This is a genomic window from Allohoeflea poritis (assembly GCF_027889715.1).
Lineage (GTDB): Bacteria > Pseudomonadota > Alphaproteobacteria > Rhizobiales > Rhizobiaceae > Hoeflea_A > Hoeflea_A poritis.
Genome location: NZ_JAPJZH010000032.1, coordinates 1 through 19,087, shown reverse-complemented (window position 1 = coordinate 19,087; position 19,087 = coordinate 1). Strand labels below are relative to the sequence as shown.

18 protein-coding genes are annotated in these 19,087 nt (G+C 58.5%); 11 read left to right on the top strand and 7 right to left on the bottom strand.

Annotated elements, in window-relative coordinates; translation table 11 throughout:
- The 8 genes from trbE to OOZ53_RS25755 form a co-directional block, all read left to right on the top strand.
- The coding region (trbE, locus tag OOZ53_RS25790) for a conjugal transfer protein TrbE (RefSeq protein ID WP_271092672.1) at positions 1-1,917 on the top strand (1,917 nt) is incomplete at its 5' end.
- Entirely contained in the window at positions 1,907-2,629 is a 723-nt protein-coding gene (trbJ, locus tag OOZ53_RS25785) for a P-type conjugative transfer protein TrbJ (RefSeq protein ID WP_271092671.1), read from the top strand. The genes trbE and trbJ, both read left to right, overlap by 11 nt.
- Before the next feature lie 35 nt (positions 2,630-2,664).
- Positions 2,665-3,849: a P-type conjugative transfer protein TrbL gene (trbL, locus tag OOZ53_RS25780; RefSeq protein WP_271092670.1), complete on the top strand. Its 1,185-nt coding sequence runs from the start codon at positions 2,665-2,667 to the stop codon at positions 3,847-3,849.
- Positions 3,849-4,544, top strand: coding sequence for a conjugal transfer protein TrbF (trbF, locus tag OOZ53_RS25775; protein WP_271092669.1), 696 nt, complete (start codon positions 3,849-3,851; stop codon positions 4,542-4,544). Before trbL ends, trbF begins: the two co-directional genes overlap by 1 nt.
- Positions 4,541-5,596, top strand: a complete 1,056-nt coding sequence (trbG, locus tag OOZ53_RS25770; protein ID WP_271092668.1) for a P-type conjugative transfer protein TrbG — start codon at positions 4,541-4,543, stop codon at positions 5,594-5,596. Before trbF ends, trbG begins: the two co-directional genes overlap by 4 nt.
- Complete coding sequence (locus tag OOZ53_RS25765) at positions 5,593-6,927, top strand: TraB/TrbI/VirB10 family type IV secretion system protein (RefSeq protein WP_271092667.1); 1,335 nt, start codon at positions 5,593-5,595, stop codon at positions 6,925-6,927. Before trbG ends, OOZ53_RS25765 begins: the two co-directional genes overlap by 4 nt.
- Complete coding sequence (locus OOZ53_RS25760; protein ID WP_271092666.1) at positions 6,924-7,196, top strand: DUF2274 domain-containing protein; 273 nt, start codon at positions 6,924-6,926, stop codon at positions 7,194-7,196. The genes OOZ53_RS25765 and OOZ53_RS25760 overlap by 4 nt, the downstream gene beginning before the upstream one ends.
- Positions 7,197-7,198: 2 nt before the next feature.
- Entirely contained in the window at positions 7,199-7,516 is a 318-nt protein-coding gene (locus tag OOZ53_RS25755) for a DUF736 domain-containing protein (RefSeq protein ID WP_271092665.1), read from the top strand.
- A gap of 21 nt (positions 7,517-7,537) precedes the next feature.
- Here OOZ53_RS25755 and OOZ53_RS25750 read toward each other — a convergent pair whose 3' ends face one another.
- The 7 genes from OOZ53_RS25750 to OOZ53_RS25720 form a co-directional block, all read right to left on the bottom strand.
- Positions 7,538-8,896, bottom strand: coding sequence for a hypothetical protein (locus OOZ53_RS25750; RefSeq protein ID WP_271092664.1), 1,359 nt, complete (start codon positions 8,894-8,896; stop codon positions 7,538-7,540).
- 14 nt (positions 8,897-8,910) lie between these two features.
- The gene (locus tag OOZ53_RS25745) at positions 8,911-9,432 is read right to left on the bottom strand and encodes a hypothetical protein (RefSeq protein WP_271092662.1); all 522 of its coding nucleotides are present in this window, start codon (positions 9,430-9,432) and stop codon (positions 8,911-8,913) included.
- A complete protein-coding gene (locus tag OOZ53_RS25740; protein WP_271092660.1) occupies positions 9,386-9,826 on the bottom strand; it encodes a DUF7665 family protein in 441 nt (146 codons plus the stop codon). The genes OOZ53_RS25745 and OOZ53_RS25740 overlap by 47 nt, the downstream gene beginning before the upstream one ends.
- Before the next feature lie 46 nt (positions 9,827-9,872).
- On the bottom strand, positions 9,873-10,364 hold the full coding sequence (locus tag OOZ53_RS25735; protein ID WP_271092659.1) for a ubiquitin family protein: 492 nt from the start codon (positions 10,362-10,364) through the stop codon (positions 9,873-9,875).
- Positions 10,365-10,436: 72 nt separating this feature from the next.
- Positions 10,437-13,766, bottom strand: a complete 3,330-nt coding sequence (locus OOZ53_RS25730; RefSeq protein WP_271092658.1) for an ATP-dependent helicase — start codon at positions 13,764-13,766, stop codon at positions 10,437-10,439.
- Positions 13,767-13,769: 3 nt separating this feature from the next.
- Positions 13,770-14,378 (bottom strand): hypothetical protein, encoded by a 609-nt coding sequence (locus OOZ53_RS25725; RefSeq protein ID WP_271092657.1) that lies wholly within the window; start codon positions 14,376-14,378, stop codon positions 13,770-13,772.
- Positions 14,375-15,211 carry an RNA polymerase sigma factor gene (locus OOZ53_RS25720; RefSeq protein WP_271092656.1) on the bottom strand — a complete coding sequence of 279 codons (837 nt, stop codon included), beginning with the start codon at positions 15,209-15,211 and terminating at the stop codon, positions 14,375-14,377. The genes OOZ53_RS25725 and OOZ53_RS25720 overlap by 4 nt, the downstream gene beginning before the upstream one ends.
- Positions 15,212-15,663: 452 nt before the next feature.
- Between OOZ53_RS25720 and OOZ53_RS25715 the strand changes: the two genes are divergently transcribed.
- From OOZ53_RS25715 to OOZ53_RS25705, 3 genes are all read left to right on the top strand, one after another.
- Positions 15,664-15,816, top strand: a complete 153-nt coding sequence (locus tag OOZ53_RS25715; protein WP_271092655.1) for a hypothetical protein — start codon at positions 15,664-15,666, stop codon at positions 15,814-15,816.
- 95 nt (positions 15,817-15,911) lie between these two features.
- Positions 15,912-17,447, top strand: a complete 1,536-nt coding sequence (locus OOZ53_RS25710; protein WP_271092654.1) for a Fic family protein — start codon at positions 15,912-15,914, stop codon at positions 17,445-17,447.
- Positions 17,448-17,568: 121 nt separating this feature from the next.
- Positions 17,569-18,753 carry a Fic family protein gene (locus OOZ53_RS25705; protein ID WP_271092653.1) on the top strand — a complete coding sequence of 395 codons (1,185 nt, stop codon included), beginning with the start codon at positions 17,569-17,571 and terminating at the stop codon, positions 18,751-18,753.
- The last annotated feature ends 334 nt before the right edge of the window (positions 18,754-19,087 follow it).

Below are 19,087 nucleotides of genomic sequence, written 5' to 3'. Positions count from 1 at the left end.
GCGCTGTCCGATGGCGAAACACTCACCTATCTGCATGGCTGCATCTCCGACCGGCGTCTGTCCGTCGCCGTCCCGGAAATCCCCGTTCATCTCGATGGGGTGCTTGTCGACACGCCACTGTCAGGTGGGCTTGAACCGATGCTGGGCGAATCCCATCTGCGCACGCTCACAGTGCTCGGGTATCCCGGTTCCACGACACCCGGGCTGCTCGACGCTCTCAACCATCTGGGATTCGAATATCGCTGGGTGACACGGTTCATTGCGCTCGACAAGGCGCAAGCGGAAAAGATCATCCGCCGCTGTCGCCGGCAGTGGTTCGCCAAACGCAAATCGATCTCCGCCATCATCAAGGAGGTGCTAACCAACGAGCAATCGGTCCTGGTCGACACCGATGCCGACAACAAGACGGAAGACGCCGATGCGGCGCTGCAGGAGCTTGGGGCTGATTTTGTTTCCTACGGCTATATCACCACGACGGTTACTGTTTGGGATGAAGACGCCGATGTCGTGCAGGAAAAGGTTCGTTCGGTTCAACGCATCATCGACGGGCGCGGCTTCGTCACCATTCAAGAGACGGCCAATGCGGTGGAAGCCTGGCTTTCGTCGTTACCGGGGCACGTCTATGCCAATGTCCGGCAGGCCCCGGTCAATACGCTGAACCTTTCCCACATGATGCCGCTGTCGGCGACATGGGCGGGACCGGAACGGAACGATCATCTGGACGGACCGCCGCTGATTACCGTTCGGACCAACGGCACGACGCCGTTCCGGCTGGTCACCCATATCGGCGATGTGGGGCACACCATCGTGGTGGGTCCGACCGGGGCGGGCAAGTCGGTGCTGCTGTCGCTGACCGCCCTGCAGTTTCGCCGCTATGCCAACGCTCAGATCACCATCTTCGACAAGGGTGGATCGGCGCGTGCCACCGTACTCGGCATGGGCGGTCAGTATTTCGATCTCGGATCGGAAGGGGCTCTGTCGTTTCAGCCGCTCGCCACGATTGATGTTCTGGCTGAGCGGTCGTTCGCGCAAGCCTGGATCCTCGATCTCCTGACCTTCGAGAACGTGTCCGTCACACCGGAGGTCAAGGATGCCGTCTGGTCGGCGCTGTCGAACCTCGCTGCTGCACCGCGGGCCGAGCACACGCTCACCGGGCTTTGCGCGCTCCTGCAGCGCAACGATCTGCGCCAGGCGTTGCAGCCCTTCACGCTGGAAGGACCCTATGGCCGTCTGCTTGATGCCGATGATGACCGGCTGACGCTCAGCGACGTCCAGTGCTTCGAAATGGAGGAGCTGATGCATGAGAAGGGCGCTGTCCTTCCCGTGCTCACCTATCTCTTCCATCGCCTTGAAGCCGGCTTCGACGGCAGGCCCGCGCTGCTCATCCTCGACGAGGCCTGGCTCTTTCTCGACAATCCGGCCTTCGCCGCGCGCATTCGCGAATGGCTGAAGACGCTGCGCAAGCAGAATGTCTCGGTGATCTTCGCGACGCAAGGTTTGTCGGATATTTCCGACAACACCATTGCACCCGCCATCATCGAGAGCTGCCCGACACGCATCTTCCTGCCAAACGATCGTGCCATCGAACCGCAGGCAAGGGCGGTCTATGAAGCCTTCGGTCTCAACGGCCGGCAGATCGAGATGATTGCCCGCGCCGTGCCCAAGCGCGACTACTACTACCAGTCCCGTCATGGCAATCGGTTGTTCGAGCTCGGGCTGGGACCGGTTGCGCTCGCCTTTGCCGCCGCTTCCAGCAAACAGGATCACGCCCTCATCGACGAGCTGATCGCCGCCCATGGCGAAGACGAATTCGCCGACTCCTGGCTTCGGGCGAAGGACCTGGACTGGGCGGCCGATCTAATCGCCGTCGGCGGGCGAGATTTTTCATCAGAAACGGAGACACCAGATGCGAGCTAAAATCTTCGCGGCTGTCACTGCCGCCTGCCTTTCGATAACCCTCGTCGACAATGCCCATGCCCTCTTCGGGTTCGGCGATATCGTCTACGACCCCACGAACCATGCGGAAAACCTGCTCACTGCGGCGCGGTCGCTGGAGCAGATCAACAACCAGGTCCGGCAACTCGCCAACGAGGCGCAGATGCTGATCAACCAGGCGCAGAACCTTGCCAACCTGCCGTCTTCCGTCGCTTCGGAACTTCAAACATCACTGGAAGAGGTCGGTGCGCTGATCGAGAATGCCGAAGGCCTTGCCTATGACGTTGCCAAGATCGACGAGGCCTATCGGGAGCTGTTTCCGGAGGACTATACATCCTCGGTAACGACCTCCCGGATCGTTCAGGATGCGCAAGCGACCTGGGAACTTGCCCGAGAGGGCTTCAAGCACAGCCTCGACGTTCAGGCCGAGGTCGTCGATCAGCTTCAACGCGACGCCGCCACGCTGGACGGGTTGATCGCCGACAGCCAAGGCGCCGCCGGAAATCTTCAGGCGCTGCAAGCCGGCAATCAGCTCACTGCGCTAGCGGCCAAGCAAAGCATGCAACTCCAGAGCCTTCTTGCCGCTTCCGCGCGGGCTGACGCATTGCGTGGAGCCGACGCACTCGCCGCCCGCGAACGCGGCCGGGCCCGGTTCGAACGGTTCCTCGGCGACCGCAACGCCTACTCGCGCTGACCTACTGATCAATCGAAGGGACGGGAGAGTCGGCTTTGAATGATCTGAACGTCATAGATCAGTTCACACAGACATTCGTGACCTATATCGAGTCGGGATTCGGACTGCTCGGTCCGGACGTCGCCTTCCTGACGACCATCCTGATCGGCATCGACATTACGCTTGCCGGTCTGTTCTGGGCCCTGTCGGATGACCGGTCCATTCTTCCGTCCTTGATCAAGAAGGTTCTTTATGTCGGTGCCTTCGCCTTTATCCTCAACAACTTCTCCGACCTCGCCTCGATTATCTTCGAGTCCTTCGCCGGTCTAGGATTGCGCGCGACCGGATCGCCCATCTCGGCCGACGATCTCATGCGGCCGGGCTTCGTTGCTGCCACCGGCTACGATGCGGCCGCGCCGCTGCTTGAGGAAGTCTCCGACCTCATCGGGCCGATCGCCTTCTTTGAGAACTTCGTCACCATCGCAATCCTTATGTTCGCCTGGGTCGTAGTGCTGCTCGCCTTCTTCATCCTTGCGATCCAGCTCTTCATCACCATCCTTGAGTTCAAGCTGACGACGCTGGCCGGCTTCGTGCTGGTGCCGTTCGCGCTGTGGAACAAGACGACGTTTCTTGCCGAGCGGGTGCTCGGCAATGTGGTCGCGGCCGGCATCAAGCTGATGGTGCTGGCGGTGATCGTCGGCATCGGCTCGACCCTGTTCGGCGCCTTTGCCGCTTCCTTCTCCGGCGGCGACATTACGCTGGAGCAGGCGGCTTCAACCGTGCTTGGTGCGCTATCCATCTTCATGCTCGGCATATTCGGTCCCGGCATCGCCGCAGGCCTGGTCTCGGGCGCACCGCAACTTGGGGCAGGGGCCGCCGCTGGATCGGCCGCGGGTCTCGCTTTGGGAGGCGCCGCCGCCACGGGAGCAGCCATTGGTGGCATACGCGCACTCAGCAGTGGAGCGGGCGGGGCCGTCCGGGCAGCGGCCTCAATGGGCGGTGCAGCCGCTGCAGTCCGCTCGCCCGGGGCAGCGGGCGCTGTCTCTGCGGCAATGTCCCCGGCTCGCGGAAGCGCAGGTGCTGCCCAAGCCGTCGTCAATTCCTCCCAACCTCCGGAGTGGGCGCGAAAGCTCCACAGCCGTCAGCGCTTCCGCGAGGGCGCGACGGTCGCCGCCCACACGCTGCGCGATGGCGACCGGCCGGCATCAGGCGAAAACCCCAAACTGAAGGACGATGAATAATGTTCAAACGGTCGACGACCACCTATGGGCAAACGCCCCAGCCGGAAACCCCGTACCAAAAGGCCGCGCAAGTCTGGGACATGCGCATGGGCGATGCCCTGGTGCGGGCAAAGAACTGGCGGTTGATGGCATTCGGCTGCCTGACACTGTCATTGTTGTTGTCCAGCGGGGTGATCTGGCAGGCCGGCCGCAGCACCATCACCCCCTATGTCGTCGAGGTCGACCGACTGGGTGATGTGCGCACGGTCGGGCCGGCGACCGAAGCCTATGAGCCGACGGACGCCCAGATCGCCTATCATCTGGCCCGGTTCATCGAAAATGTCCGCTCCCTGCCGATCGATCCCGTGATCGTTCGCAAGAACTGGCTGCGCGCCTACGATTATACGACGACGCGGGGCGCCAACGGTCTCAATGACCATGCCCGCGTCCACGATCCCTTCTCCAAAGTAGGCAAGCGGACCATCGCTGTCGACGTCACCAGCGTTGTGCGCTCCTCGGACGACAGTTTCGATGTGCGCTGGCGCGAGCAGACCTTCGAGAACGGATCGCTCGCCGATACCGCCCACTACACAGCTGTCCTTTCGATCGCCATCCAGCGTCCGCGCACCGAAGAGGCGCTGCGCAAGAATCCGCTCGGCATCTATGTCCACAGCCTCAACTGGTCGAAAGACCTCATCGCAGGAGAACCCAAATGAAACTGTTGCATTTATCCAAACTCTCCGCGGTGAGCGGATTGGTGTTGCTGGCCGGCTGTGCCGGTAAAGAACGTCCGCCGGTTATCGATTTCGACGCAGAGGACTTCGATACGGCGGTGCTCGCCGCCGAGCCGCCCAAACCGGTGGAGATCGTAGAGTTGCCGAAACCTCTGCCACTGCCTGGTCAGTTAAAACCGGCTCCGGGCAAGACAACAAAGAACGTGGCCGACAAACGCCCGCCCCAGGAACGCATCACGGCAGCCAATGCGGCGGCGAAGGTCGAGCCGTCGAAGGACGGTTATGTCAACGCGATCCAGGTCTATCCCTATTCGCAAGGTGCGCTCTATCAGCTCTATGCCGCGCCAGAGCAGGTCAGCGACATCGCTCTGCAGAAAGGCGAAAGGATCGTTTCCGTCTCCGCCGGCGATACTTTGCGCTGGGTGGTGGGCGATACGGTGAGCGGCTCCGGCAGCGAGGCCCGCGCCCATGTGCTTGTCAAACCCACCAAGGAAGACCTCAAAACCAACCTTGTCATCATCACCGACCGGCGGACCTATCATCTGGAGCTGCAAAGCACGGATGAGACCTATATGGCGTCCGTCTCCTGGCGCTATCCGCGCGATGAACTGATCGCGCTCAAAGGCCGGAACGCGCGAGCCGAAGCCGCCGCCCAGCTTGTAGCCGATACCGGCTTGAACATCGACCGGCTGCGCTTTCGTTACCGTGTCACCGGCGACGATCCGCCCTGGCGGCCGGTGCGCGTCTTCGACGATACGAAGAAAGTCTATGTCCAGTTCCCGGCCCGCCTCGACCAGGGTGAGGCGCCGCCGCTCTTCGTCGTCGGCCCGGACGAGCGCAACCAGCTGGTCAATTACCGTGTGAGGGGACGTTACTACATCGTCGATCGCATGTTCGCCGCGGCCGAGTTGAGGCTCGGCGAAGATCCCCAACAGGTCGTCCGGATCACCCGCACCGATGGCCGCCATACCAGCGCCAGGCGCAGGGGTAAGATTCGGGCGAATAACAGGTTCGAGGAAGAGGGGACACGATGACCTCTTCTGCCACCGACAAACCGTCTGGCAACGCCGCTCCGCCGCCCAAGGTGCACCCGGAAGACCTGGCCCTGCGCGCCACACCCCGTCCGGTCACGCGTATCAATCGGCGGGTGCTGATGCTGCTTGCCGGAACCGGTCTTGTTCTGATTTGCGTCGCGACGATCTTCGCGCTCGATCCGCCGCGTCTGTTCGATCGCGACGAGACCGGACGTGAACTCTACACAACACAGAACCGTCCGACACCTGACGGGCTCGATGCTTTACCGCGCCGCTACAGCGATATGAAAGAGCCGGCCATCAAGCTCGGGCCGCCACTGACTGGTGATGTCGGACCGGCCGTTGTTGGTAAGGAACGGGAACTGGGCCTTCGACAGACACCCAGCCTGCCGTTCAGGCCGGATCCGGAAGAGGACGCGCTCAGGGCCGAGCGCATCCGTCAGGCACGCCTGGCGCAGCAGGCCCGAGAATCGAACGTGTTCTTTAAGTTGACCACAGATTCGGCCGGGCAGCTGCTGGCCGGGCTTGGTGTGTCCGATGACGGAGGCAGTCTACGACAGTCGGCAAGCGAAACACAGGTTGCGGCAGGTCAGTCCAGACAAAACCTATTTGCTTCTGCCGGCGATGCCGGTTCCAGTCCGCTACAACTCGATCTCGCGAACGACCAGAACCTGCAGGGCCGAAAACTCGGTTTCCTGAACGATGAGGTGGATGAGGCGATCTACAATCCGCACAAGTTGCAGGACCCGGCGTCGCCATACCAGATAATGGCCGGAACCATCATCCCCGCTAGCCTTGTCACCGGCATCAATTCCGATCTGCCGGGTCAGATCATCGCTCAGGTCACGGAAAACGTCCATGACACGGTGACCGGGCAGCACCTGCTGATCCCCCAGGGCACCCGGGTGATCGGCAACTATGACAGCGTCATTGCCTTCGGGCAGAGCAGGGCACTTGTGGTGTGGCGGCGGCTTATCCTGCCAGACGGCTCATCAATCGTCATCGAAAACCTGCCGGCAACCGATACCGCTGGCTACGCTGGGCTCGAGGACAAGGTCAATTTCCACACCTGGCGCCTGCTCAAGGGCGTGTCCCTGTCGACGCTGCTCGGCGTTGGAACGGAACTGACCTTCGGGAATGGCGAAAGCGATCTTGTCACCGCGATTCGCGAATCCGCGCAGGACAACGCCAATCAGACCGGACAATCGCTGACCCAGCGCAACCTTAACATTCAGCCCACCATCACCATCCGCCCCGGCTGGCCTCTGCGCATCATCGTCAACAAGGACAAGGTGCTGCGACCTTATCGCGGCCCAAGGAGAAACCAATGAGCCTCAAACTTGGAAAATTGCCCGATCGTGAGCCGGTCAAGATTACTTTCACGGCAAGTCCGGAGCTCAAAGCGATACTCAACGATTATGCTGAGCTGTACCGCTGCACCTACGGCCAGAAGGAATCGGTCGTCGATCTGATCCCGTTCATGCTGGAAGCGTTTTTGAAAGCGGATCAGGGCTTCAAACGATCACGCAAGCAACTCAATGAAGCACGGGCACTGTCGCCTCCTGGTCGATCTTCGACAATTCAAACAAAGGAGAAATAGTCATGGCCACCATCGGTAGCTTTACACCCAGCAAAGACGGCTATATCGGAACGATTCGCACTCTGACGATGAATGTCAAAGCCAGGATCGTCGCCAACGATCAGAGGAAGAGCGATGGGGCACCGGATTTCCGCATCTTTGCCGGACAGGCGGAGCTTGGCGCCGCTTGGAAATCACAGACCAACGGTGACGATTCCAGGGAATATCTGAGCGTTCAACTGGATGATCCGAGTTTCGCCGAGCCGATTCGGGCGGCGCTGTTCGAAGAGGACGGAGCGGCCTTCTTAGTGTGGAATAGGCGGCACGTTACAGGTGGATAATGTCTGCCTGCCGTTACGAATCTAAGGCTCTACCGGCAGGTGCCCAAAGGCATAGGGCTCAGCTGACATCGGCACGGTCTCAATTGCGTCGAGCGCAAATGCAGAACCGGCAGCAAGTTCCAGTGCTATACCGCCATGAAGCCTGCGAAGAAGTTCGGCGATGACCATGGCACCGGCGATCAGGCCGACAAAGGGTATGCCAACCGTCCGGGATGCAAGTTGCGTTAGGCCGCAAGCATCCACGCCGGACTTCTTCATGGCCTGGTAGGCCGGCAAATGCTCAACATTTGCCTGTGAAGCGGCGATGTCTTTCGACCAAATGTCCGCCGACCGGCGCGAAGCCGGAAAACAATGGAGGGACAGGCTCCGAAAAGCCTCCGGCCCCCCACCGAGTCCTGCCTCTATAACCAGCCCGAATCCCGGCCTTTCCAGCGATGCGCGCGCGAGCGCATTATCAACTCCACACAAGGCGACGGACGGGTCTTCATCCGTTCGTGTCGTCCACGGTCCAAAACGGTTCTCCAAAAGGTAGGTGTTAAAACCGCGAGCATCCAGCCACTCGCCGATTATGCGTGTTTTCCGATGGCCGATATGCTTGGTGAAGGAGAGCAGCGACGTGCTATCGTTGGACTCGGCCAGACGATCGTCGTCCTGAAGCACCAGCTTGACTTCCCGCGGTTCGGCGTAAGGGAGTGTCGTTAGCAACCAGGCGAAAGCCTGTCCGAGATTACCAAGGCCAATAAGCCAGAGCTGCGACGGAAGCCACTGTAACTTCGGTTCTGTTTCATCTGGGATCAGCCAGTCGACGCCGGGCTTCCAGAGCGAAAGCCCGAGCGGCCGGTGTCCTGCCATCACATGGTCTCCTGCATAGAAGGCGAACGCTTCGGCCGCACAGCAAGCCGCCGCAAATGCGGGCGCGAGCGGGAGCATGCCGTCATCCTGGAGACGCTGATGGACATTCTCAGCCGGAATTATGCCACCGCGCCAGCCGGACCAGGTTAACCGCCAGGCCGGGCACTGCGAGAATGGTCTCGTTGCATCACCGATAACAGCCGCCGGCCATGCGGTATTGGCCTGCCCTGTGACGTGACCACCGTAGTCCATGACTGCGCGGGCAAGCGACCGGGCACGCGTCAGCCGCGTGAGAGGTTTGGCTTCCGGCAAACCGAGGACCTCGACGCCGGCAAGAAAACTACGGCGCGCAAGGTTCACGAGAGTCAGAAGCGCAATCTGCTGTTCGCGAGAATGTGCGATTGATTCGCCAACATGAATTGAAAGGCCGAAGCTGCTTAGCAGTGCCATCGCTTCTTCATGCGTGGCTGCGCGTCCGCAATCCATGAAATATTTGGCACCACGGTGTAGGGTGGAGGAGTCAAGCATGGCGTATATCTCCCTCAAGCCCAGAGCCCGCGATAAAAAAACCGGCTCGCTTTGCGGCCGCTGCGGTCATGCCAGGTATGGGCGCCGGCATATTCATAGACCCCGAGTTCGGTTCGCTCGATCGGCCAGCGCGCAAAATTGGGAATGATAATTGCGATATGGCCTTTGCGCGCGACCATGGGATTTGTGCGGTCGGACTGACTCTGAAAAGCCAAGCCGGGATGTGTGTGGGCATCGGCCACCACCGTCAGTCCCTTCTCCCGGCAGATCGACCAGAGCCTTGCGAAAGCATCCCCGTGCAACACGCAGACACCGGTGTCGTAGGCATGTGGATCCAGGTCGTCATAGAAGACCACATCGCGAACCTCCTTTTTTCCGGCGATGTCGACGCCAAGCAGAAAAACGCCGGCCTCGTGGCGACCTGCGCCGCGACGTTCCAACCCGGCAACGATATCGCGCCAGAGATTCGGTGGGCAGCGCAACCGATAGTCAGGCGCTACGAATGCCCGAATAATCGCTGTCAAAGAAAAGGTCATGCAATTGCTCCAAGTAACAGATAATTCCGCGTTCGGGCTCCCACAGGCGATCAGGATATTGGGTGCGCCAGTTGCCGTGTCCCTCGATCGACATCCTGTCGCACGGCAGGTACAGGCACTGACCGTGCTTCCAATCCGGACGAAACACTGCTGAAACCATGCGCGGGCCGGTCGGCCAATGCGCCGCCGGCAGCGGCGCATTGGTTTCGATATTCCAGGGCTGAGCCGTTGCCGGCGTGCGGCGGTAGCCGGAGCAGTTGAAACGGAAACCGAACTCGTCCGGCGCACCGGGGCGCGGCGGTGCGGTGACAGCAATCACCGTAAGCGGCCAGTCCGTCGCAATGTGGCGCCAGCGCCCTTCGATCTCGCCGCTCCTGAAGTCTGGGGCGGCCAAATCGATTTCCAGCAAAGCGCGATCAGGAGGCAGCGGTAGGTTCATTTCAGCCCTCGATCCGTTTCTCAGGCACGAGATCGAAGCAGAGTGCGCAGCTGTGCCCCTCGATCAGTTCGTGCAGGGGAGTGTCGGCCGCCGGTCGCTTGTTGGACCTGCAGAGCTGCAGGACGTGTTCAGCCGCGTCTTTCGGATTGACTTCGAAAGTGTGGACAGCCCAGGCCTTGACCGCCCGGACACGAATGCCGGGAGCGAACTCGCGCTCGGCTGTCTTGTTGAGGAAATGAACGGTCGTCTTGATTCGCTTGCTGTGGCTGACGTGCACCCGTGTGCCGTGCTTCAGGCCGCTAACCAACTTCCCGTGTTCTGCCTGGACCGGCTCCTCGGCTTCATCGATGAAGATATGTGCGTTTTCATCGAGCGCGACGCCGGCAGCCTCGATAGCCTTGCGAAGTTCGACGAAAGTTGCGGATTCCGGCATTTCGGTTTCGATGATGCCGCTGCGGCCCTGTGCCTGGATGAAGATGATGTGTTTCGACATTGGCTTTCCTTTCCGGGGTCAATTGCCCCTGTCAAGGAAAGCGTTGCGAGGCCCAAAAAAACGGAAGTGCGGTCAGGCTCCCGAGCAGATGAAGTAGCTCGCGCAGTTGGGGCAGCGCCGTGCATCCGGCACAGCGTGAAACTCCCCGCCCTCTATGCCTCGGATGGCTTCCTCGTATTCGCCAAGCAGCTTGCCGTCGTTTTTAGCCGGCATTGGCGAGACCTCGCCGGTCGCCAGATAGAAAGCTTCAACTGATACCTGCCGGCCAGGATAGCGCAGCGCACCGCCTTTTCGCAGCAGCGCATAAATACGTTTCCCTGGTTCCGATTTTGTTTTCCGACCTGTTCGAATTCGTTGCACCCGCACCGAGCTGTCCGTGTCCACCAGTACCCTGTCGGGAGCGATCAATACGTGCCGTTTCCCGATAGGTACAGACCATTCAGCACGATCATAGGCAGCCGTTTCGGCGGCGACGGTTTCCGCCATCTTACTTACCATGTCTTCCGCCTGCGCCCGGTGAAATTTCTCAAAGGGATGGCCGATTGGCCCGTCCTTGCTCCAAATCTCCGTAAGGCGCGCCAGCGCATCAGATATTGTTATGGCGTGGCCGTTTTGCCGTTGCTCTTCAAGCCAGCCGACCGTTCTGTAGACGCAGCGATGAAAGCAGATATAGGCGGACTCATCCCGTCCGCCACGCAGGCCATCGACGAATTCATCCCGATAACGCGCAGGACATTGCGTGTAGATCTCAAGTTCGCGCTCGCGATACTCATCCTTCTCCGTCAGCGCTTCATGGGTTCTTTCGACCTGATAGGAATTCCCGGTACCGATAAAATGTGTTTGTGTCGCGATCTCATCGATAGCGCTCAAGAACCTGGAAGGGGTTGCCTTCCGTTTTGGCGTGTATTGTTCTGCTCGCGTCATCGAAAGAACGTCGCGGGCACGCGATAATGCAACAAAGAAGAGACATTCCTCCTCCGCATCGTGGCCGCCCGGCTGCATGGAAAGACGCGGGAGCGATGGTGGTGCCGCTATGCGTACGCCGCGCCAACTGCTTGGCATGTATCCCGTTGCAACCGCCGGCAAATGCACCGCACCGAACTCCAGTCCCTTGCTTCCGTGAATTGTCATCACCCGCACAGCATCGATCCCCGAGGCTTCCGACGAAACGGCGCGGTAAGCCGTGTCCTCGTTCAGCGCTTCGATTCGCCGTATCCTGGACAAGAAACGCCTACGATCCGTTTGGCCCGCGGCGAGGTATTCGCTGCATACCTTGAGAAGCTGGTAGATTGCGATCAACTGCTGCTGTGCAATGGTATGATTGCCGCCCAACAGACGTTGAAGGTAATTACTGCGCTCGAATAGCCAGGTGGTCAGCAAGACCCACGGCGATGCGTGTTGAAGTCCCTTGAGCTCGGCGCCGAGCCTGTGCAGACCCTCCCGCCCTGACTGCGAGAGCGATTCTATCTCCTCTGTCCGCTCAAGGGATTCGAAGATCGGCAACTTGTTTTTCCGGGACCACGCTGTCAAAGCGAGTATATCGGATCTTTCGACGCCATATTGGGGCAAGGCCGCCAGCCGGATAAGCCCGATTCCACCCGGTTCGGCATCGATGCTTACTAGTGACAGCAGGTCACGAATTTCGGGCCGCTCGAAAAGGTCTCCGAGATAGAGAAGAGGAACCCCGATCTGTTCGAGTATTCCCGTGATGCGGGCAAGCGTGAGATGCGAGCGTGCGAGGATGGCCTGATCACCATAGCGAATGCCGCAAGCCTTTAACTCCTCTATTTTTTGCTGAATCGCTTCTCCCTCTGCTGCAAGCGTCGGAGCCGTAGTCAGGGTCACGGTGCCGCCTGGCCCGCGTGCTGCTTTCCACGCACCCGCCATTGCGCCGCCGCCCATTGTCGCCGAGAATCTCTCGAATGCCTGTACGACTGGTCCAAAGGAGCGGTAATTATGGGCGAGTGCGTGCCTCTGACCTCCAAACGTCTCCTCGAATGTTGAGACGTTAGACGGTTCCGCGCCACGAAACCGGTAAATGGACTGGCGTGGATCAGCTACGACCCAAATGTCGGTCCCGGTTTTCGTAAGCGCCCGGAGCAGTTCGGCGCTTGCAAAGTTCACGTCTTGGAACTCGTCGATCAGGATATGTTTGAAACCTGCGATGTAAGCCTGTACTTGCGGGTGATTTTTCACCAAGTCGACCGCCATCCAGACCAGATCACCGAAATCGACGCAATCTACTCTTTTTAGTTCATCGTTGTAGATGCGGTAGATGGCGGCAATCTCCAGCGCCCGTTCGGCATCTTCGCGGTCTTTGCCCGGCTCAGCCGTGTCATGGGCTGCTTGCGCTGCCGCTTCATACTCCTCCGGCAAGATCAGTTCGTCCTTGCAGCGTGAAATCACGCGCAGCACGGGAACAAGTTCGTAAGCCGGTTCGTACAGGTTTCGGAAGTGCTGGAGGGGGAGCTTTTCAAGATTCGCTTCGAGCAGCTCGAGCTGGCCGGTCTGGTCAAGAATCCTTACATCATTCGTACGCCCTGATTGCAGCGGCCATTTTGTCACCAGTTCAAGCCCGAACTGGTGGAAGGTGCCGACCCACATCTCGATCGCCGCATCTGCATTCGTTGCGGCGATACGCTCGCGCATTTCCTCGGAGGCTTTGTTGGAAAAGGTGAGGGCAAGAAACGATGCCGGCATCGATCCCTGATCCAGCTTATGCTGAATACGCCTTACAAGGGTCCGCGTTTTGCCGGTGCCCGGACCGGCCTCCAGCAGGAGAGGTTTCCCGTCCCACACGACCGCAGCCTGCTGGCTGTCATCAAGATCGTGCGTTGCTACCGGCGTCACGTCGGGCTCCGGTCCGATCGGGGGCAACAACACGGCACGTACCATTTGGTTCATGACCAGCGATACCGGCAAGCCAAGATCTTCCGCGATTGCCGCCGGCCGCCTGTTCCTCCTGATAAACTCCTCACGCAGCCAGTCCGCCGGGCACAGTAGTTCGCCGGCAAAAATATCGGCCTGCACTTCCTTACGCTCGTGCGGTGAATAGCCTTCCACCTTACCGGCGCCGCTTTCCACCGGATCGCCGCCCAGCCCGTGTGGACGCGTGGTCACTTCGTTCTGCGGGTCCTGATGCAGGTGAAAATGCCCAATTTCGTGCGCGATCACCATGCACTTCTCCTGCCGGTCCAGACCGTTTCTGACCCTGACCAGTCGGAATGCACGGTTCAGTGAACCAAGCACACCCTGTTCGAAATCCCGCGACTCGACCTCGAGATTGTCTGCCTTCAATGCCGCCGCAATGATCTTTTCGGCATGGCGGTCGCCCCCTGTTTTGGCAAGCGCCTTCACATGACAGGCGCGGGCTTTGCGGCGGATGTCGACCCAGGCGTCCAAGGGTCAGTCCTCCTCCAGCCAATAACGCTTTCGCTCGGGCGTCATTCGGCTTTCGCGGATTATTTGGTCGCAAGTCCGTGCATTGACGGTTGGCGGCCCGTTTGCCTTGGCATGACCAAATCGAGGTTGCTGTAACGCAAGCGACAGGGCTGCATCGAACATTGCTCGCGAAATCTTCAAAATGTCGCAGACCGCGTCGACAATCCGCTTTCGGACCGGTGGCCGCATTGCACCATCAAACAGTTCTGCGAGCACCCCGCGCGCGATATCCATGTCCTGCGCCATCTGAACGACATCGATGCCTTGTGCCGCCGCAAGATCATGAAACGACTTCGACTGTGCCGGTTCTTCCGCCTCGACGCGCGCATTATGGAGTGCGTTCAACGCATTGCTGAAGCCGCGATCAAGAAGCGACTGGCTAACCTCGACCTCTTCTTCCGACTTGCGTGCGGCCCAGTCATGACTGACCGCCGCATGGGCGCGGATATCCTCCGCATATTCTGGGTAGCGGCGAACCCAATCTAGAATCTGCATTGCCGTCGGTTTCTCGCACTCCTGGTGAAAGGCGAACAGGACGGCGTCTCTTTCCTCGTTCTTCTTGCTTCCGTTCATGATCTTTCTCCAACCTTTCCGTCATCAAGTTCCCGGACTTCCGGGAGGCTCTTGAGGATTTCCTGGCATTCCCTGATCCATGTTTTGATCGTCTTCGCGCTCACGCCGAGCGCTTCAGCGATGGAAAATGCCTTCTTGGAGCCAAGAGGCACATCGTCCATGAACAGGCGGAAAGCGAGCCGTTTGCGGTGGTCCGGGATACGGGCAAGGACCCGTTCGACATCCATAGTACTTTCGAGACGTCTCACGCCTTCGAATAGTGCCGGGTCGAAGCGCGCCGCATTTGACACGGCATCATCTCCGACAAAGCCATTTACATCTTCTGTTGCCTCTTTCGGATCGGGCAACGTTACCAGGCGCCTGACTTCACGCGCTTTGTCTTCGTCGAGAGGTTTATCGTCTTCTTTGTTTGCGGCGGCCTTTTTCTTGGATTCGTGCGTCAGCGGAATCCGGCTGTCGTGGTATTCGTTGGCAATGGTATCCTTTGCACGGTAGGTGACCATCCGCGTAAAGATCTTGCGTAAGGCCTGCCCATCGGCTGAATCTTTTTGCAAAAGTGCGGCGAAAATGTCGTCATGCGTTTGAAGAATCATATCCTCACCCCTGTTTGGATGATTCCAACCGATATATGCTCGCAAGATCCGCATGAGGATGGCGCTCAAACGCTCTGCAATCAGATTCAGCACAGCGGGGTCGGCGTCCGGGCCAAGGTCCTGCAAGGCTGCAACAAGCGCTTCCGGCCGAAACTTCACCAAGTGGCCACTCGCGACCGCCTCGCGCCAGCCCTCCAGGTCACCGGGGTCGGGAGGCATAATTTCCTCGGGCTTCTGCATTGCGTGGTACCTCTCGGTTTGACGCGGCCTTTCAAGGAAAGCGGTATAACCGCGAAAAATATGGAAGTTTTGCAGCGCGATTTATCAAAACGGTGCCTGAACGACGCTGGATCGTCATGCGCCTAAGTCTGTCAAAATACAGGTTGGGATGCAAAAAAGTTCAGTGATTCTCGTACAACGGCCAACGCACAAGGCTACATTAGAATTCGCAGCGTAGCGCTTGTTGTCAATGCTAATTGCATAGCAAAGCAGTACATATATTCGCTCGGGGCCAAGGCTATCGACACGTCGATAATCCGGTTTAGGACCTTCCCCGCGATCTGTTCTTTATCGCGGCGTTGGCTCTTAGGCTCGAGGTTCTCGGTTGGTACGATTCTAAGATCGAAGAGGTTTCTTCAGTTTGCTTCCGGTGGTTAGGAAGTGTTGGCTGAGGACGCCTCCAGGCGCTGATCATGATCATCGTCCTGGTCATCACCATCGCCATGGCAGTTGGGCCATGGCGGTTATGGTCATGGTGGGCATCATCATCAGCGGAAGCAGCATCGGACAACAGCAGGGGGCGCGGAAATTCACAAATTCTATGTGAAAATTATCATTTTTCATGAAAATCGTTTTATGTTATATTTTTTCGTAAAAAGGAATCGTTTTTCACGGAAAGCAGGGCTTCGCTCTGCTTTACGGGTGTCGAAACAGTTTTCTCATGGAAATGAGCATTCAGAATCGTTTTTCAGGGCCGGTTACGGTTTTTCACGAGCGGCGGCTGCCGGAAAGGGGAATTCCCGCCGGCTATGCCGTGCTCATTGATGCCTACGATCTGCATGTCCCTTTGCCGCGTACGCTGAGCGCGATCGGCGAGCGCCACCGTATCATCGAAGAAGGCGGTTGGCGTCTCTATACGCCGCGTCACGCACCGGAGGCGACGCTCGAAGACCAACTGACTTTTGCGCTGAAGAATGAGGGGCTGGACCTTATCGTTCTGAAGAGGCTGTTTCAGGCCACAGGAGTAGGGCCGATCGAAGAGATCGTCAACGCTACGCCAACCGGCAGCTATGCCCGGCGCATCTGGTTCCTGTACGAATGGCTGACCGGAGAACGCCTTGATCTGCCTGACGCGGAGCGCGGCGCGTATGTCGAGATTGTCGACCCAAAGCAGCAATATGCCGGACAGAACGAAACTTCATCGCGCCACCGGGTAAAGAACAATCTTCCGGGAACGCCAGACTTTTGTCCGCTCGTCTTCCGCACAGAAACGCTGGAGCGTTTCATCGCGTTAGGCTTGCAGGCACGCGCGCAGGAAGTTGTTGCCGCGGTTCCGCGAGACTTGCTTGCGCGTACTGCCGCCTTCTTGTTGCTGAAGGATTCAAAGTCCAGTTTTGCGATCGAAGGCGAAAGCCCGCCGCAGGATCGTATTCAGCGATGGGGCAGGGCTATCGGTGAAGCCGGTAAGCGGCCAATCGATCTGGATGAGCTGCTGCGTTTGCAGCGCATTGTGATCGGCGATGCGCGGTTTGTTCACATGGGGCTGCGGACTGAAGGTGGTTTTGTCGGTGAGCATGACCGCGATACCCGTATGCCGATCCCCGATCACATCAGTGCCCGGCATGAGGACTTGAATGCTCTCATTGCCGGCTTGGCGGCATTTGACGCCAAAACCGTCCGACAGCTCGATCCGGTGATCGCTGCGGCAGTGCTGGCCTTTGGATTCGTCTTTATTCATCCGTTCGAGGACGGGAACGGCAGACTGCACCGCTATCTGATCCACCATGTTCTCACCGAGCATCAGTTCAATCCGACCGGTGTCGTGTTCCCAGTCTCGGCAGCGATCTTGGAGCGGATCGACGACTATCGCAGGGTGCTGGAGGATTACTCGGCGCAAGTCTTGCCACTCGTCGAATGGCAGCCCACCGAAAACGGCAATGTCCGCGTTTTAAATGATACCGGCGATTTCTATCGCTTCTTCGATGCTACGCCGCAGGCCGAGTTCCTGTTCGAGTGCGTGCAAAAAACGATTGAACAGGACCTGCCGGAAGAGGCCGAGTTTCTGCGGCGCTATGATGCGTTCCGCAGCCGTCTCGGGATGGTCGTTGATATGCCGGATCGGTTGTCTGATCTGCTGTATCGGTTTCTTAGTCAGAACGGCGGTAAGCTATCGCAGCGCGGGCGTGAGAGGGAATTTTCTGCGCTTACCGGTGAAGAGGTAAAGCGCATCGAGGGCATATACGACGAGATATTTTAGGGAATGGATTGACACACAGAGATGAGTGACACTTGGAGATATAGCTACAAATCTTGCGACGATGATTGTTCAATCATCGCTGGAGCGACTGGCATGAATTTCCTCGTGCACGGGCCGGCGGATGTCTGATTTCCCAAGGGCCACAACTGAAAGCCAGTTGAAGGAATGGCGGCATGGCCAGGCCGGTGCTGAAAGGCTCGCCGCCGCGATTCTTCATTTGGATGGCTTTGAAAACATTGATCCCCAAGCACCGTTAGGTGGTCCGGACGATCGCAAAGACATCCTTTGTGCCAAAGGCAACTCCTCCTATGTCGGTGCTGCATATTTTCCAACTACCGACAAATCCTTCGTCGATATCAAAGACAAATTCGAACACGATCTCGAAGGGCCGGTTCGCCACAATCGGCAAGGGCTGATTTTTGTTACCAATCAAAAAATCGGTCTGGCGGACCGTGCATCTCTTGAACAGTCCGCCATTGCTCGGGGCAAGTTGGCTATTCTCTATCACCGAGAGCGAATGCGCGGCTTGCTCGATTCACCCTCCGGTTACGGCGTTCGGCTTGAGTTTCTTCGAATTCCAATGAACGAGTCAGAGCAGTTCGCTTACTTTGCTTCCTCTGGAAATAGGCTTGAATACGCTTTGGAACGACACTCGCGTGAAATCCGCAATCTGGCCCGCAGAATAGAATTCATGCACGCTGGCCAGAAATTTGCAGCTCAGACAATTTACCGTCTTGCGACAAGGCTTGGGGAAGATGTGCCGCCTCCACCATCTGGCCCCGACGTGCCTCCAGCAATGCTTATCGAAGGTCGGCAAGAGGCGTCACCGATGTCGGCGTCGCTTAGCCGAGCCTTACTGTTGTATGTGCATAGGACAGTATGCGCCGATATGCCATTCGGCCTGCTAGGCAAACTACGGCACTTGACGGTCTGGCTGGGTGTTCCCGACGCCGATCGGGAACATGCTGAATTTGTGCCTCCTCCTCCAGAGGAAGTGCCCGAGAAACTTGAAGCGCTCCTGGATAGTTGGAACAGGAGATATGCAGAGCTGGTCGCTTCCGGGGAGGACGAAAAATTAGAGGCATTGGCACGCTTTCATCACGGTCTTCTGGTGATACATCCGTTCATGGATGGCAATGGCCGCGTCGCAAGGTCCATACTTATGCAGCAGTGCATTGATATCCTCGGTCGCGTAGAGCCTGGCCTTCTTGACAAAGGAACCCAATACTATCAGGCGCTCAAGGATGCCGATGGCGACGATTTTGAATCACTAAAGGAGCTGATTCAAAAAGCTGTTTCAGGATAGCAGAGCCGTATCGGCGAACAGCCACCTACTCCGCAGAGTCCACTAAAGCGGTCCGGCGCCCGCGATTTGAACCTTTCAGTTGTCGCTGATGCATTAAGACCCAATTATGTCCAACTGCTGCCAAATCACGCCAATTCGCTGATTTTGACATGTATTTGACATTCGTCACTTAAGTCATTGATTCCGTTCAATCGGTGATGGAATCATAATCCGCGTGTCGGGGGTTCGAGTCCCTCTCCCGCTACCAACGGTCCCCCTGTCCGACCCGGAGACATAGGTAACGGTTTGTACCGGAGACATGGGTTACAACCTCGTGCCGAACGGGTTGTCGATT